Genomic DNA, 17,401 nt, shown 5'->3' on the forward strand with positions numbered 1-17,401 from the left:
GGTGATCTACTAGCCTTTATATTTCGCATGGCAGAAACCAACTGACCACAGCAAATGACTCCCTTATATTTAACTTCCATTGATGTAAAACATTGCTTGCATTTTTTAATGCATAAATCTCGGAGTTTAAACGGGCTTTGTTCGGATGACATTGTCATAACTCCGTCTTAAGTCCGAACTAAGTCCGAACTAAACCCGTCTTAACTATTAATTTCTCGATAAGTTTTTGCCAGTTCTTTCGATCAGATTCGCAGTATACATTTTAACAGGTAATTTTAAATCTATTGTTATCAATTTGTTGGTACGCCTTCTGGCCCTTAGTCCCGTTCGTCTAACAGTTAAGGGCGTTCGTCGACAATTAGTCTGTACTGGTATAATACACCTGGATTCATGCAACATTTTCTGTCAACCGCAGTCTTATATTCAAAAAACAACAATTACATGCTGGGGTGTATATCCTGGACATTTCAAGATAAAGTTTAGTTTTAGTTAATGATTGAGACAGCGGCGGAGCGATTCCAGCCGCTGTTTTCTTTTATTGAAACTATTCACTAATACCAATAAATTACTGAATAGACAAACTAATGCATCAATATTCTGCCATTTTTAACTGGTATTAGCAGTCCTTTAAATTTAGAATATGCCGTTGCAACTAATTTATCCTTACCTTTGCACTAATTTTCCTTTATAAATCCGAAATACAAAAAAATTGAGCACACTAATTGCGGCAGAAGGCTTAGGGCATGGTTATCATGACGAATGGCTATTTAAAAATTTAACCTTAGGAATTAACTCTGGTCAGCGCGTGGCGTTGGTTGGAATTAATGGTGCGGGCAAGAGTACACTTTTGAAATTGCTGGCAGAAAGGTTCCCTCCACTCGAAGGTAAAATTGTAAAAAATAAGGCTGTTAAAATTGGTTTTCTCGATCAGGAACCACAGTTTACTGAAGGCTTCTCAATCAGCGACCATATATTTTCTTTAGAGAATAAACAGCAACAGTTGATTAAGGAATATGAAGAATTAATCGAAAACCCTAACCCAGACGAAAAAACGCTTAACCGTTTATACGAAGAGTTAAGTGAACATAATGCCTGGGAGTATGAGCACGAGATTAAAACCATTTTAAACAGAATGGGCATTACTCATCTTCAACAAAAAATATCTACCCTATCTGGTGGACAAAAGAAACGTTTAGCTCTGGCTAAACTTTTAATTGAAGATCCGGAAATTTTGGTGCTTGATGAGCCAACCAACCATCTGGATATTGATACCATTGAATGGCTGGAGAAATTATTAACTACTGGACAAAAAACTATTTTACTTGTTACGCACGACAGGTACTTTTTGGATAATGTTTGTAATACCATTGTTGAGTTAGATAGAGGTAAGATTTATAACTATAATGGAAATTACGCTTACTTCTTAGAAAAGAAAAGCGAAAGAGAAGCATTAGACGCAACAGTTTTACATAAGAACCAACAGCTATTAAAGAAAGAATTGGAATGGATGAGACGCATGCCACAGGCACGTGGAACCAAATCTAACGCCAGAATCAATGCTTTTTATGATTTAGAGGAAAAATCAAAGAAAAAGTCTGATAATCAGAGTATTAACCTCCAAATGAAGATGTCTCGTCAAGGCGGGAAAATTATTGAGGTAGATCACATTAAAAAAGCATTTGATGGCCGCCCGATCATTAACGATTTTAGTTATACCTTTAAAAAAGGAGATAGAATTGGCTTAGCAGGAAAAAATGGTACTGGTAAATCTACTTTGCTAAATATCATTACGAGTCAATTAAAGCCAGATGCTGGTAAAGTTGATACCGGAGACACTACTGTTTTTGGTTATTACAAACAAGGAGGTTTAACTTTCGATCCAAAGGAAAGGGTAATTGATATTGTAAAATCTGATGCTGAATATATTAAGATGGCTGACGGTTCTGTGATTACAGCCTCTGCCTTATTAACGTTATTTCTCTTCCCGCCGAAGAAACAACATGGCATGGTTGAGAAATTAAGTGGTGGCGAAAAGAAACGTTTGAACCTGATGAAGGTACTCATGCAAAATCCAAATTTTTTAATTTTGGATGAGCCAACCAACGATCTTGACATTGACACACTAAACGTTCTTGAAGAATTCTTAGAAAACTTTCCAGGCATATTAATGCTGGTTTCACACGATAGATACCTGCTGGATAAAATGAGTGATCAACTCTTTATCATGGAGGGCGAAGGCGTAGTTAAAATTTATAATGGCAATTATTCTGAATACCGTTTAAGTTTAGAGCAACCAAAAACTAAATTAGAAACCAAGAAAACCCCTGCCCCTGTTGTAGAACAAGCACCTATTAAAACAGTAAAAAAATTAAGTTTCAAGGAGCAAAAAGAATTAGAAGATAGCGAAAAAGGGATTGCGGAAACAGAGAAAAAAATAGCATTACTTAACGAAAGTTTGGTCAAAATCGATGCGACCGACTACGTAAAAATTCAAGAAATCTCCAGTGAAATTGAGACGCTTCAAAGTAAACTTGATGAGTACACCATGCGTTGGCTAGAACTTTCAGAATAATGATAAAGCAATTCAAACTTAATATACACGTTATGTTTCACGTGGAACGTTAAAAAAATTGTAAGTTTATTTGAATATTAAATATAGACTGGTAGGGTCTTTGACTAGGCTCGAACTAACAATGATTATAAAAATTAAAGTAAAGAAGTCTATACACTATGCTGAACTTATTTCGGCATCTCATGAAAAATTAAAACCAATTGTTCCACGTGGAACAATTAAAGAAATATAAATAAAAATGTTTGCAAAATACGATTTGATTGTTGTTGGTGCTGGTCACGCAGGCTGTGAAGCTGCTGCTGCTGCTGCCAATTTAGGATCATCTGTTTTATTAATTACAATGAACATGGGCACCATTGCGCAAATGAGTTGTAACCCTGCTATGGGTGGTGTGGCTAAAGGACAGATTGTTCGTGAGGTGGATGCAATGGGTGGTTACTCAGGTATCATCTCTGATAAATCGACCATTCAATTTAGAATGCTCAACAAATCTAAGGGTCCTGCGATGTGGAGTCCCAGAGCACAAATTGATAGAATGCGCTTTGCGGAAGAATGGCGTTTGGCATTGGAGCGAACACCTAATCTTGATATATGGCAAGATAGTGTTGTTGGTTTATTGGTAAAAGAAAATACGGTATACGGCGTTAAGACTTCTCTAGGTATCGAGATAGAAAGTAAAGCAGTAGTACTTACCAATGGAACCTTTTTAAACGGTGTAATGCATATCGGAGAAAAGAAATTTGGAGGAGGTAGAACAGCTGAAAGAGCATCAACCGGTATTACTGAACAACTGGTAGAATTAGGCATGGAAGCAGGCAGAATGAAAACTGGTACTCCCCCACGCGTAGATGGAAGAAGTTTGGATTACACCAAAATGGAAGAACAATGGGGTGATGAAAATCCAGGTAAATTTTCCTACACAGATACCGAAGTTTCAACCGATCAACGTTGCTGCTGGATCACTTATACCAATGGAGATGTTCATGAAACTTTAAAAGAAGGTTTCGAAAAATCGCCAATGTTTACCGGAAGAATTAAAGGTTTAGGTCCGAGATATTGTCCATCTATTGAAGATAAAATTAATCGTTTTGCTGAGCGTGACAGACATCAGATTTTCGTTGAACCTGAAGGATGGAATACCTGTGAAATTTATGTAAATGGATTTTCAACATCACTTCCGGAAGATGTACAATTTAAAGCACTAAGATTAATACCAGGTTTTGAGCGGGCAAAAATGTTCAGACCCGGTTATGCCATTGAATACGATTTCTTCCCACCTACCCAATTGTCTTTAACATTAGAAACAAAATTGATCAACAATTTATTTTTAGCCGGACAAATAAATGGAACTACCGGTTATGAAGAGGCGGCTTGCCAGGGTTTCATGGCTGGTATAAATGCACATCAAAAAATCACTGATAAACATGAACTGATCATGAAAAGATCTGACAGTTATATCGGTGTTTTAATTGATGACCTGGTAACGAAAGGAACAGAAGAACCTTATCGCATGTTTACCTCAAGAGCAGAACACCGGTTATTATTGAGACAAGATAATGCTGATATCCGCCTGTCTCCTATCGGACATGAACTGGGTTTAATTTCTGACGAGCGTTTAGAAAAGGTAAATGAGAAAATTGCAAATGCTGATGCTTTGGTGAAGTTCACCAAAAACCAGGGTATAGAAATGAGCGATGCCAATCCAATGCTTGAAAGTTTAGGGTCAAGTGTTTTAAATCAAAATGTTAAAATACACAGCTTGGTTGGTAGACCTCATGTTGGTTTGCCTGATCTAATTAAGGTAAGCAAAGCGCTTGCAGAAGCGACAAAAGATTTAGACAATGAGACCATTGAACAAGCAGAAATCAAAATTAAGTATGAAAGCTATTTTGAAAAGGAAAATGAAATTGTAGCGAAGATGCTGAAGATGGAAGATAAAGAAATTAAACCAGATTTCGACTACAATAAAATTGTTTCCATTTCAAAAGAGGCCAGAGAAAAATTATTTAAGATCAAACCACGTACTTTAGGTCAGGCTTCACGAATTTCCGGCGTTTCACCTTCAGATATATCAGTTTTAATGGTTTATATCAATAAGTAACTGATAATCAGATATTTAAATAATTATAAATCAGACTTAAAATAAAGCGATATAAGCTTAAAAAAATATTTTTTAATGTTACGGTTCCAAAAAGTATAAAAATTCGTCAGAACGTTTAAGATATGTCAAATTTAAAAGCTCACTATTTTAACCTTAAAAATTTAGCGGTTGTGTTAACATCGCTCCTATTTTTTGGTTGTGCAAGTATCCAAACACCACAAGGTGGGCCAAAAGATACAAAGCCACCAAAAGTTTTAAGCATGACTCCAAAAAATCAAACGAGGAATTTTAATGCTAAAAAAATTGTGATCGAGTTTGATGAATATTTTAATATCAAAGATGAGTTTAAAGAATTTTCGATTTCTCCTGATCAGGAAAAACTTCCGGTTTTAAAGAAGCGTCAAAAAAGATTAGAAATTGCACTTCAGGACTCTTTGGAAAAAAATACAACCTATACTTTAAACTTTGGAAAATCGATAGCCGATGTCAACGAAGGAAATGTTGTTAAAAATCTATCTTACGTTTTTTCAACCGGTCCAGAAATCGATTCTTTATCCATCAGTGGTAAAGTAATCAATTCGCTAACTGATGAACCAGAGAAAGAAGCAACTGTATTTATTCTTCCTTTAGAAAGAGATACTATTTTTGGAAAGAGACGTCCATCAATATATACAACTACCGATAGCGCTGGAACCTATAAATTAAACAACTTAAGAAAAGGTACCTATAAAGTTTATGCCATTAAAGAAAGCAATGGTGGTGGTGATAAAATATACCAGCAGATTTCGGATGAAGTTGGATTTATAAAAGAGCCGGTTGTAATTGACAAAAACATTGAGAACATAGATCTGCAGATCTTTAAAGAATTGGCTCCAGAATTCCGTGTATTAGACCGGAAACTAAATAATGACGGTAGCATATCGATTATATTTAATCAGCAGCTTAAAAGCCCTAAAATTACGGTTACCGATCCTCCAGCGGTTGACGTAGGTAAATATGTCCACTTTACTAAAAATAATGATACGACAAAAATATGGTTAAAAGACATGAGTTTTGATTCAGTAAAGATTGCTATTCAGGATCAAAGCAAGGTTTTGCAGACCTTAAACTTTACCAGGGGAAAAAAAGATACTTATACACGCGATGTAACCATAGCAGATAACCTGTCCGGAGGTAAATTAAATCCGTTTCAGCAATTAACGCTGATTTTTCCATTTCCCATGACAGCTGCTGATCCATCCAAAATCACCCTTTTAGAGGATTCTGTAAAAAGAACCAATTTCGAATTGGTAAAAGACAGTGTAGATCAACAAAAATACTACTTAAGATACCCCTGGAAAAATAAAAGAGCTTACGATCTAAAAATAGGCGCAGGTGCTTTTACGGCTATATTTAATGCAAAAAATAAAGATGTAACCAAACGTTTTTCACTCGAAAACCAGGACGCCTACACTACCCTGGTATTAAATGTAACTGTTCCGGATACGTCGAAAAGCTATGTAATTCAATTTCTTAATGAAAAAAAAGATATTATAAAATCTTTTCCGGTCAGTAAAAATACTAAAGTTACTTTTTCTAAATATCCTGCAGGTAAGTATATGCTCAGGGTAATTTACGATGACAATAAAAACGGAATCTGGGATACAGGAAGTGTTAAAGGCGGTTACCAACCCGAAAAAGTCTGGTACTTAAAAGCATTAATGGATTTAAAACCCAATTGGGAACGGGAAGATCCTTTGGTGATACCTGCACCTCCAACTAAGTAAAAAAATAGTCATCTCGACTGGAACGGAGAGATCTATTCCGAGACAGATTTCTCCATTCCGTTTCACTTCAGTCGAAATGACGGAAGCTATTCGGTAAACCAACCCGAATACATAACATAGTTATCAGGAAGTTTATTCAACAAAGCCCTTTGCTCATCAGTAATGGGCTTTATTTTTTTTGCAGGTGTACCAGCATACAAATAGCCTGTTTCGCAGATGGTATTTTCCAGTACTACAGATCCAGCAGCAATAATACAATACTCTTCTATCACCGCATGATCCATTACTATAGCGCCCATGCCGATCAACACATTATCCTGAACAGTACAACCATGTACGATTGCATTATGACCTACAGACACCCTATTACCGATATGTGTAGACGCTTTTAAGTAGGTCGCATGGATTACTGCACCATCTTGTATATTAGATTCATTTCCGATAGTAATTGCATTTACATCACCTCTAATCACAGCATTAAACCATACTGAACATTTATAACCTATTATTACATCACCAACTATGGTAGCATTCTCTGCAATGAAATTGTCTTTTCCAATTTCAGGATATTTATCTTTTACGGGTAGTATTAAAGGCATAATATTATAATGTAAGATGGTTGATGGAAAATGGAAAATGGACGACATGTTAAAGTCCCCTGAGGGGATTTAGGGGGTACCTAAAAAACAGTATCTACTAATTCCTTTGCATGTTCCGGATAATCGGTAGTATAATGTAATCCCCTACTCTCTTTTCTTTGCATAGCAGATTTGATCACCAGATAAGCCGTTTGAATTACATTTCTTAATTCGCAAAGTTTAACCGAAACCTTATTCTTTTTATAAAATTCTTCTGTTTCCTGGTAAATTAAAAACAAACGGCGATGTGCCCTTTCTAAACGAAAATCAGAACGTACAATACCTACATAATCGCCCATAACTTTTTGCAGTTCCCTGAGGTTATGTGTTACCAATACGTCTTCATTACTTTGTGTAACCCCTTGAGAATCCCATTCAGGAATGTGATCCGGAATAATATTATTTTTAAAGTTCTCAATAGCATCCTGGTAAATGCGGTGTGCAAAAACTGTTGCTTCTAATAAAGAATTGGAAGCCAAACGGTTAGCACCATGCAAACCAGTTGAAGAACACTCTCCACAGGCATATAAATTTTTAATTGAAGAGCGACCATATTCATCAACCAGGATACCACCACACATATAATGAGATGCAGGAGTAACCGGTATATAATCTTTTGTCATATCAATCCCTATAGATAAACATTTAGCATATATATTAGGGAAGTGTTTCAAAATATCTTCCTTCTTACGCATCGTAATATCCAGATAAACAAAATCATCACCTGATTTCTTCATTTCATTGTCTACCGCACGTGCAACAATATCGCGTGGTGCTAAAGATTTACGTTCATCATATTCATGCATAAATTCTTCACCATTCTTACGTCTTAAAACGCCACCAAAACCCCTAACAGCTTCTGATATTAGGAACGATGGATACTCTCCAGGATGATACAAAGCAGTTGGATGGAACTGAATAAACTCCATATTCCTCACTTTTCCTTTCGCCCGGTAAACCATTGCCATACCATCTCCTGTTGCAATAACCGGATTTGTTGTGGCCGAATACACATGTCCGGCACCACCCGAAGCCATTACAGTCACATTTGCCACAATCTTTTCCACATCGTTAAGCTCTGTGTTAAAGGCATATATGCCATAACAGTTAATATCTTCGGTACGTTTATCCACAAACTCACCCAGGTGATGTTGTGTTATCAACTCCAGCGCAAAGTAATGTGTTAATATCTCTATGTTGTTATTCTCATGTATTTCACTTAGCAATACCCGCTCAATCTCATATCCGGTGATATCTTTATAGTGCAAAACGCGATGTTCTGAGTGACCACCTTCTTTAGCTAAATCGTAAAAACCAGCGTTGTCCTTATCGAAATTTATACCATAGTCAATGATCTCCTGAATACGCTGAGGCCCCTCTTTTACAACGATTTCCACAATTTTTTCATCGCATAATCCGTCACCCGCTATCAGTGTATCTTCTATATGTTTTTCAAAAGAATCACCTTTATCCACCACAACTGCAACGCCCCCCTGAGCGTATTTTGTATTCGATTCGTCTTCATTCGACTTCGTAACAATTAAAACCTTACCGAACTTTGCAGCTTTAAGTGCAAAACTCAAACCCGCTATACCTGAACCGATTACCAGAAAATCTACTTTTCTCATTAATAAAAACATTTACTTTATCCACGATGTTAACAACTAGTTAATAAATGTTAACTCTATGTCTAAATTATCCTAACAAATAAATTTGAATGTTTAAAGCTACTCTAAAAACACAATTTGCCACAATCTTTTGCGCAATTTTTAAGCAGCTTTATACAAGTAATTAACTTTTTACCCACTTATAAACAATTAACATTCCAGTATTGATAAAAATTGAACCAATTTTCGATAACCCTGGAAATCAAACTTATGATATTATAAAAATGTAATCTAAATGTTAGTAAACGATTAACAACTTATATAAAAGAAAGAATTTTATCAACTTGCCAACATTACTAACACACTAATAAACAAACAAGATTTATTTATTTAAAATAACTTATTAATTATTGAGACGTGGAAAGCTTTATCTTTGGCCAACGTCAAAATTCAAAAAAGGAAAATTTTAAAATGAACATAGATGTCTTAGAAGAAATCAACAAAAAAGGTTTCGCAGAAGAAGAAATTGATCCTACACTTGATCTTTTTGCAGAGATTGAGAAATTAAAAAAGGAAAAGAATGCCATCATCCTAGCACATTATTACCAAGAACCTGACATACAGGATATTGCGGATTATATTGGCGATAGTTTAGGCTTATCTCAGGAGGCTGCAAAAACAGATGCAGATGTAATTGTTTTTGCAGGTGTCCATTTTATGGCCGAAACGGCGAAGATTTTATCGCCTAATAAAACGGTTTTATTACCTGATGTAAAGGCAGGTTGCTCATTAGCAGATAGTTGTCCGCCGCATTTATTTAGAAAGTTTAAGGAAAAATATCCGGATCACCTGGTCATCACCTATGTAAACTGCACTGCCGAATTAAAAGCTTTAAGTGATATTGTTTGTACAAGTACCAACGCGGTGCAGATTGTAGAGAGTTTACCGAAAGATCAAAAAATCATTTTTGGCCCAGATCGTAACTTAGGTGCTTACGTTGCGAAAAAAACAGGTAGGGATTTGGTATTATGGAACGGTGCCTGCATGGTACATGAAATTTTTTCGCAGGAGAAAATTACGAAACTAAAAGAACGTCACCCGAATGCGAAATTTATTGCGCATCCGGAATGTGAAGAAGTAGTTTTAAAAATGGCAGATTATATCGGTTCAACAACTGGACTTTTAAAATATACGATTACCAATCCTGCTACTGAATTTATTGTAGCTACTGAAAGTGGAATTATCCACCAGATGGAAAAAGCGAATCCGACAAAAACTTTTATACCGGCGCCGCCGAATAACAGCTGTGCCTGTAACGATTGCCCGTATATGAAAAGAAATACTTTAGAAAAACTATATTTATGTATTAAAAATGGTTTGCCAGAAGTAACTGTACCTGAGCATATTATTGAGCTTGCCCGTAAACCGATTCAAAGGATGCTGGATATTTCGGCTGAATTGGGGTTGTAAGCCTGACTTCCGAAGTTTCCCAGAGTCTGCAGGCTTGCAAAACTTCGGAAGTCTAATTTTGTATTTATGGAAAAAAACAACATCCTTAAAAATTACTCAGGCTTATTATGGCTTTTGGCAGGTATTACTGTTGGAAGTATAGTAGGTTTAATTTTTGGGAAAAGCGTTGAAAGTATAAAGCCATTAGGAGATATATTTTTGAACCTGTTGTTTACTGCTGTTATTCCGTTAGTGTTTTTTGCGGTTTCATCAGCCATTGCAAATATAGACCGGACTAAAAAACTGGGGAGATTATTAACTGTAATGGTTTTGGTTTTCCTCGCAACGGTATTGATTTCTGCAGTGTTAACATTGGCAGCCACGTGGATTTTTCCAATCCATCAACAATTGGGAAATGCAACAATACCGACAGAACCTGAAAAAATTCAATCATTTGGCGAACAAATGACGCAACTTTTAACCGTAGGTGAATTTTTCGAGATCGGAAGTAGAAAAAATATGCTGGCACTAATTATTTTTTCAGTTTTGGTGGGATTTTCTACTTTATACGCGGATAAGGAAGGTGAAGGCTTTAAAAAATTCCTTGTTTCAGGTAATGAAGTGATGAAAAAACTCATCATTTTAATCATGAAACTTGGGCCGATAGGTTTAGGTGCCTATTTTGCTTATCAGGTTGGTGTATTCGGTCCACAGCTTTTTGGAACCTATGCAAAAGCTTTAGGTTTGTATTATGGTGTTGGGGCATTTTATTTTATTGTTTTTTTCACTTTATACGCTTTCGTTGCAGGTGGATTTAAAGCCATAAAAGTATTTTGGAAAAATAATATTGTACCTTCTTTAACTTCTATAGGTACCTGTAGTAGTATTGCCACTATTCCGGCTAATTTAGAAGGGACAACAAAAATGGGAGTGCCTGCTTACATTACCAATGTGACGATTCCTTTGGGATCAACTTTGCATAAAGATGGGTCGAGCATTAGTTCCATTATAAAAATTGCGGTGGTTTTTGCCATTTTTGGTAAAGATTTGGTTCATGTAGACACCGTTATTTTAGCCTTAGGTATCACGGTTTTGGTGAGTATAGTAGAGGGTGGAATACCCAATGGTGGCTATATTGGGGAGTTATTAATGATTTCTGCCTACCAATTGCCACCGGAAGCTTTGCCACCAGCTATGATTATAGGAACTTTGGTTGATCCGATGGCTACATTGTTGAATGCGACCGGCGATAATGTTGCAGCGATGTTAATTGCCAGGTTTACGGAAGGTAAAAATTGGATGGAAAATAAGGATTTGTCATCCTGACGCAGGAAGGATCTGCTAGCTATGAAATACCAGCTTGTGCAGTTAAAGATTCTTCGCTAATGCTCAGAATGACAATTGATTTTAAAAAATAAAAATATGGGGCTTCGCCTCTAACTATTGCATATGTTTGAAAATAAAGAGCGTACAGATATTAATGAATTAGGAGAATTTGGGTTAATTAAACACCTGACCACTAATTTCAAAATTAAAAACGATTATTCGGTAAAAGGTGTGGGCGATGATGCAGCCGTTTTGGATGCAAAAGGAAAACAGACCTTGATTTCGACCGATTTATTGTTGGAGGGAATTCACTTCGATTTGGCTTATGTGCCCTTAATGCACTTGGGATATAAAGCAGTGCAGGTAAACTTGAGTGATATTTATGCGATGAATGGAAAAGCCAGTCAGATTACGGTTTCGCTGGGTTTATCAAGTAAATTTCCACTTGAAGCTGTAGAAGAAATTTATAAGGGCATTGAGCTGGCCTGCAATAAATATAACATTGATTTAATCGGTGGCGATACTTCCTCAAGTAAACAAGGTTTGGTTATCAGTATTACCAGTATTGGTTATGCTGATGCAGATAAAGTAGTGTACAGAAATGGCGCTCAGGAACATGATTTATTGTGTGTTTCGGGTGATTTGGGTGGTGCTTATTTAGGGCTGCAAATTTTAGAAAGAGAGAAATTAATTTACCTGGAAAACCCACAGATCCAACCAGATTTAGAAGGTAAAGATTATATCATCGAAAGACAATTGAAACCAGAAGCAAGGATGGATATTGTTGCACTTTTAGATGAAATGAATATTAAACCAACATCAATGATTGATGTTTCTGATGGCTTGGCTTCTGAAATACTGCACCTGGCAGAACAATCAGATAAAGGAATCACTATTTATGAAGAGAAAATTCCTTTAGATCCAATGACTTATGAAACTGCCCGCGAGTTAGGTTTAGATCCAACGGTTTGTGCTTTAAGTGGTGGCGAAGATTATGAGTTGTTGTTTACTATCAGTCAGGAGGATTATAAAAAGCTGAAACATGATGTAGATATCACCGTGATTGGACATGTTACTGATAAAAATTCTGGCTGCAAAATGGTTTCTAAATCAGAAAAAGTACATGAGCTGAAGGCTCAGGGCTGGAATGCTTTTAATAAATAGACTTTAGTTAAAAACGACATGTCGTCATCTCGACTGTAGCGTAGCGAAATGGAGAGATCTGCTGATATAGATTTAGCTTCGCTGAGCCTTCGGGTTCTCGACTCGTTGCAATCGCTCGAAATGACGACATTGTTGTTATAAAACCTTTTTTTGTATAATTTACAGAAATCTGGCGGCTTTGCCTTATAATTATGAAAATTATAAATCTTGCGTTTCGTTAATATCTAAATATTTGGTATCAATCTGTTTAGTAGCTTTCGCACCCAATTTCTTAATCTTTTCAGAAGTATTGGTTAGATTACCTGCACCGATTGATAATTTGTTAATGGCTTTATCATAAGCATCCTGTCCGTTTTTGATGTATTTGCCAATGTTTTCCATGTCGGCCACAAAACCCACAAATTTATCGTACATGCTGCCACTCAAACGGGCAATTTCCATTACGTTGCGGTTTTGGCGTTCCTGTTTCCACATACTGGCAATAGTACGTAAGGTAGCCAACAAAGTAGATGGGCTAACAATTACTACCCTTCTGTCCCATGCAAAGTTGAAAAGTTCTGCATCTTTTTGAACCGCAATACTGAAAGAAGATTCGATTGGAACAAACAATAAAACAAAATCCGGAGAATTGATTTTATATAAATCCTGATAGTTTTTAGCAGATAGTTCCTGGATGTGGTTCTTAATGGAGGCCAGGTGCTGTTTTACATAGCCTTCACGCTCTTCATCAGTATCTGCTGATACAGAACGCTCATAAGCGACCAAACTTACCTTAGCGTCAACAACAAGGTGTTTGTCATCCGGGAGGTCGATTACCACATCGGGCTGGTACCGGCTACCTTCGGCAGAGATATGAGAAGCCTGGATGCGGTATTCCTGATCGCGCACTAAACCAGAGCGCTCCAGCACCTTTTCCAGAATGATCTCGCCCCAGTTTCCCTGTTTTTTACTATCGCCTTTTAAAGCTTTGGTTAAATTATTGGCATCTTCCTGGATGAGTTTGCTTTGAATCTGCAGTTCAGAAATGACACCTTTCAAAATATTCCTTTCGTCAGATTCGGCTTTGTAAACCTTTTCTACCTTATCTTCAAAAGCTTTGATATTTTCTTTCAAAGGATTGAGGATAATATCCAGGTTGGTGCGGTTTTGTTCAATAAATTTGGTAGATTTTTCTTCCAGAATTTTATTGGCAATCAATTCAAAATCTTTATTCAGCTTTTGTTGCGATTGCTCATAACTTAATTTTTGTTCCGCCAATTTTTCTTTTTCGGCCAGGTAGAATGATCTGGTACTTTCGAGCTCACGGTTGGCGTCGGCAAGCCGATCGCGTTCAGCCTGTAATTCATCAATTAAGCGTTGTTGTTCTTCTTTTAGCAAGGCAGTAATGTGATCTTTTTCGGTAGATAAATTAGAAACACGTTCATCGGCTTTGGCTAAACTGATTTTTAAGACTTCATTTTCGCTTTTCATCCGCTCAAAATCTTCTACCGATACAACAGATAGTGCAGCCTGGGGTTTCTTTAGCAACAAAATGACAAGAACAATTAAAATGACAATTAGTAAAGCAATGCCGACAATCTCCATAATGATAAAAATTTTAGTAAAAATGGAGATTTAAAATAGATATACCAAAAAAAATTAGTCAAATTGAAACATAAAAAACCGTAAAATTTTTCTATAATTGGGCATTAGCATTTTATAAATGAACGCATTAACAGTCCTTATTTCCTGCCCCGATCAAGTTGGTTTGGTTACCAATATTACCCGTGTGCTGGCTGCACATCAATTGAATATTATCGCCATGCGCGAGTTTGTTGATGAAGCCAATAAAGCATTTTTTACAAGGATTGCCTGTACCGGAGATTTAGAAGATGCGGAAAAATTAAAGGAAAAACTTTTAGAAAATCTTCCCAATGCTGCTGAGGTAAATTTAATTACCAAACAGGAGAAACAGATTGTTGTTTTAGTAACAAAGGAGTACCACTGTTTGGCAGAAATACTGATTAAAAACCAGTTTAAAACTTTAGGTGCTAATGTTCAATGTGTCATTGGTAATTACGAAAGCCTGAGAGATTTTACCGAAAAACTAGGCATTCCTTATTTTTTCGTGGATCATAATAATAAGGATAAAAGTGAATTCGAGGCTGAAGTAAAAACTATTATCAATCGATTTGAGATAGATTATTTGGTGTTAGCTAAATTTATGCGGATTCTTTCAGTTGATTTTGTAAAAGACTATGCAGGTAAAATCATCAATATTCATCATTCTTTTTTACCTGCTTTTATTGGTGCCAATCCTTATCGACAGGCTTTTGAGCGTGGGGTAAAAATTATCGGGGCTACTGCACATTTTGTTACCAATAATTTGGATGAAGGTCCGATTATTACACAACATACCAATCACATCGACCATAATTTTGGGGTAAAAGAAATGATTCGTGCTGGTAAAGAGATAGAGAAAAAAGTATTATTAGAAGCATTGGAACTTATTTTTGAAGACCGTGTTTTTGTAAGCGGTAATAAAACGGTGGTGTTTAAATGATGTAAAATGTAAGATGGATGATGGAATTGATGTCACTCCTTTGCCACTGTTTGTCATCCTGAATGCAATGAAGGATCTTTAAAGAAAGCCAAACTCTATGTTCTCTGTGCTTTTTCTCCGTGTTCTCTGTGGTAAAAAACAACTATAATTTATTCAACAATAAATTCGCTACATCTTCTCCTGTTTGAGCGCCAATAGCAACGCCCATTCCGTTACACCTCGTGGCACAAAAGATATTCAGCTTAATCTCTTCTATAAATGGTTCAAGAGTTTTTCCAAAAGCCATGATGCCGCTCCAGCGATAATCTATTTCGAAAGCGGTTTTCGGTAAGATTACGTCTTTTAGTAAATTTTCCAACGCCAGTTGTACGGGTTCGGTTTGTCCGAATGTAGTGGTTTCTTCTGCTTTAAAATCAATGTTGCGGCCGCCACCCAATAAAATTCTGTTATTTATATTTCTGAAGTAGTAATAACCTTTATTGTAATGGAAAGTACCTGCTATCTTTAAATCTTTAATGGGTTTGGTAATTAAAACCTGTCCACGGCCTGGAGTAATATCGGCACTAGGTAATAACTCTTTAATAAATGCATTGGTGGTTAATATTAATCTCTTGCAAAAAAAGGTTGCGTTTTTGGTTATTAAATGAGAGCCATCTGTTTCCTGAATCAAACGATCTACCTTGCAACTATTAAAAATACAGATTCCGAGTTGTTGTGCATATTGGATTAAAGCAAACATCATTTTACCACTGTCAATCTGTGCCTCATATCGGTTTTCGATCAAAGTTTCAATTGATTCGAAACCAAAAGCTTTTATTTTATTATTGCTAATGCTAAAAGCATTGGCTCCAATAATGTCGTTAATAAGATAGTTATAATGTTCAATTTTGGATACACATGTGTCGGCCAAAAAATGATGTTCCTGTTTAAATAATTCGTATCCGCCTAAACATTGGTAATCAATGGTTTTATCGCCCAATAAGTTACGCAGTTTGAGCAGACCTTTCCACCTTCTTTCTATCAGTGAGGCAAGCTGTTCCTGTCCGCAGGTTTCTTCTTGCACTATGAGTTCAGAAATACTGCCAAAGCAGGCGAAACCCGCATTTTTTGTACTTGCACCAGCTGGCAAAAGGCCCCGTTCCAGTATCATAATTTTTAAGGATGGTGCTGATTTTTTAAGGTGAATGGCAGCATTTAAACCCACAATTCCGCTACCGATAATAATGACATCATAATTTAAAAAGGATTCTTTTTCCCAGTATGAAAGATCAAATAACATAATATAAATGTACTGTTTTTTAACATTCAAATAATATGGGAACGCTTTTTGATATATGCCAAACGAAAAACATACATAAGAAAATGGGAGTTTATTTAATATTAATCATCCCGGTATTATTGCTGAGCATGTTTGTACAATGGCGGTTTAGAAACAAGTTTTCCAAGTATGCCGAGATGCAATTAAGCTCTGGTTTATCGGGCAAGGAGGTAGCGGAAAGAATGCTACATGATAATGGGATATATGACGTGAAAGTGATGAGTACCGAAGGGCAATTAACAGATCATTACAATCCATCAGATAAAACCGTTAATTTAAGTACAGATGTATATTATAGCCGAAGCGTAGCAGCAGCGGCGGTGGCGGCTCACGAATGTGGACATGCAGTGCAACAGGCTAAATCCTATAACTGGTTACAGTTAAGAAGCAGCATGGTGCCGGTAGTAAGCATATCATCTAATCTTTTACAATGGGTATTATTAATTGGAGTATTGTTAATAGGTTTTACCGGAAACCCAATTGTTTTGGCCATTGGTGTAGTAGGTTTAGCATTGGTAACCATATTTAGTATCATTACCTTGCCAGTCGAATTTGATGCCAGTAACCGTGCATTGGCCTGGCTAAAAAACAATAATGGTGTAATGCAAACACAGGAAGAAAATGCACAAGCTAAAGATGCACTTTGGTGGGCAGCTATGACGTATGTGGTAGCAGCGGTTGGCGCACTTGCAAATTTATTATATTACGCATCAATGCTTTTTGGAAGAAGCAGGGATTAAGGAATATCCAATTATGAAAATACAATGCGGCTGGGATAATGATCCTGGCCGTTTTTGGTTTGAAGGTATTTTAATAAAGTTTTTTTGGAAAGCACTTTCGGTGGGAATAGGAATGCTTCGGTCCCGCTCTCGCTTCTGACTGTAGAAAATATCGGCATCCCGCTTCGATCGGGTTTAG

General features: G+C 36.5%; 12 protein-coding genes. 8 read left to right on the forward strand and 4 right to left on the reverse strand.

Annotated elements, in window-relative coordinates; genetic code table 11:
* Window positions 1-709 precede the first annotated feature (709 nt).
* The 3 genes from KYH19_RS20375 to KYH19_RS20385 all read left to right on the forward strand — a co-directional run bounded on the left by KYH19_RS20375 (window position 710) and on the right by KYH19_RS20385 (window position 6,439).
* Complete coding sequence (locus KYH19_RS20375; RefSeq protein WP_219076431.1) at window positions 710-2,572, forward strand: ABC-F family ATP-binding cassette domain-containing protein; 1,863 nt, start codon at window positions 710-712, stop codon at window positions 2,570-2,572.
* Between the two features lie 238 nt (window positions 2,573-2,810).
* Complete coding sequence (gene mnmG / locus KYH19_RS20380; protein WP_219076432.1) at window positions 2,811-4,673, forward strand: tRNA uridine-5-carboxymethylaminomethyl(34) synthesis enzyme MnmG; 1,863 nt, start codon at window positions 2,811-2,813, stop codon at window positions 4,671-4,673.
* A gap of 122 nt (window positions 4,674-4,795) precedes the next feature.
* The gene (locus tag KYH19_RS20385; RefSeq protein ID WP_219076433.1) at window positions 4,796-6,439 is read left to right on the forward strand and encodes an Ig-like domain-containing protein; all 1,644 of its coding nucleotides are present in this window, start codon (window positions 4,796-4,798) and stop codon (window positions 6,437-6,439) included.
* 86 nt (window positions 6,440-6,525) lie between these two features.
* Here the strand turns inward: KYH19_RS20385 and KYH19_RS20390 are convergent, their stop codons facing one another.
* The gene (locus KYH19_RS20390) at window positions 6,526-7,038 is read right to left on the reverse strand and encodes a gamma carbonic anhydrase family protein (RefSeq protein ID WP_219076434.1); all 513 of its coding nucleotides are present in this window, start codon (window positions 7,036-7,038) and stop codon (window positions 6,526-6,528) included.
* Window positions 7,039-7,118: 80 nt separating this feature from the next.
* On the reverse strand, window positions 7,119-8,705 hold the full coding sequence (gene nadB / locus KYH19_RS20395; protein ID WP_219076435.1) for an L-aspartate oxidase: 1,587 nt from the start codon (window positions 8,703-8,705) through the stop codon (window positions 7,119-7,121).
* A 450-nt stretch (window positions 8,706-9,155) separates the two neighbouring features.
* On the opposite strand from nadB, the gene nadA reads away from it, so the two are divergent.
* The 3 genes from nadA to thiL all read left to right on the forward strand — a co-directional run bounded on the left by nadA (window position 9,156) and on the right by thiL (window position 12,623).
* Complete coding sequence (nadA, locus tag KYH19_RS20400; protein ID WP_025141668.1) at window positions 9,156-10,154, forward strand: quinolinate synthase NadA; 999 nt, start codon at window positions 9,156-9,158, stop codon at window positions 10,152-10,154.
* 66 nt (window positions 10,155-10,220) lie between these two features.
* On the forward strand, window positions 10,221-11,459 hold the full coding sequence (locus tag KYH19_RS20405) for a dicarboxylate/amino acid:cation symporter (protein WP_219076436.1): 1,239 nt from the start codon (window positions 10,221-10,223) through the stop codon (window positions 11,457-11,459).
* Window positions 11,460-11,582: 123 nt separating this feature from the next.
* Complete coding sequence (gene thiL, locus KYH19_RS20410) at window positions 11,583-12,623, forward strand: thiamine-phosphate kinase (RefSeq protein WP_086548472.1); 1,041 nt, start codon at window positions 11,583-11,585, stop codon at window positions 12,621-12,623.
* Between the two features lie 198 nt (window positions 12,624-12,821).
* Here thiL and KYH19_RS20415 read toward each other — a convergent pair whose 3' ends face one another.
* Window positions 12,822-14,207, reverse strand: a complete 1,386-nt coding sequence (locus KYH19_RS20415; protein WP_219076437.1) for a DNA recombination protein RmuC — start codon at window positions 14,205-14,207, stop codon at window positions 12,822-12,824.
* A gap of 118 nt (window positions 14,208-14,325) precedes the next feature.
* On the opposite strand from KYH19_RS20415, the gene purU reads away from it, so the two are divergent.
* On the forward strand, window positions 14,326-15,165 hold the full coding sequence (gene purU, locus KYH19_RS20420; protein WP_219076438.1) for a formyltetrahydrofolate deformylase: 840 nt from the start codon (window positions 14,326-14,328) through the stop codon (window positions 15,163-15,165).
* 142 nt (window positions 15,166-15,307) lie between these two features.
* Here purU and KYH19_RS20425 read toward each other — a convergent pair whose 3' ends face one another.
* Entirely contained in the window at window positions 15,308-16,444 is a 1,137-nt protein-coding gene (locus KYH19_RS20425) for an FAD-binding oxidoreductase (protein ID WP_219076439.1), read from the reverse strand.
* Between the two features lie 83 nt (window positions 16,445-16,527).
* Between KYH19_RS20425 and KYH19_RS20430 the strand changes: the two genes are divergently transcribed.
* Complete coding sequence (locus tag KYH19_RS20430) at window positions 16,528-17,223, forward strand: zinc metallopeptidase (protein ID WP_057930995.1); 696 nt, start codon at window positions 16,528-16,530, stop codon at window positions 17,221-17,223.
* The last annotated feature ends 178 nt before the right edge of the window (window positions 17,224-17,401 follow it).

The sequence above is a fragment of the Pedobacter sp. D749 genome, assembly GCF_019317285.1.
In the GTDB taxonomy this organism is placed as follows: domain Bacteria; phylum Bacteroidota; class Bacteroidia; order Sphingobacteriales; family Sphingobacteriaceae; genus Pedobacter.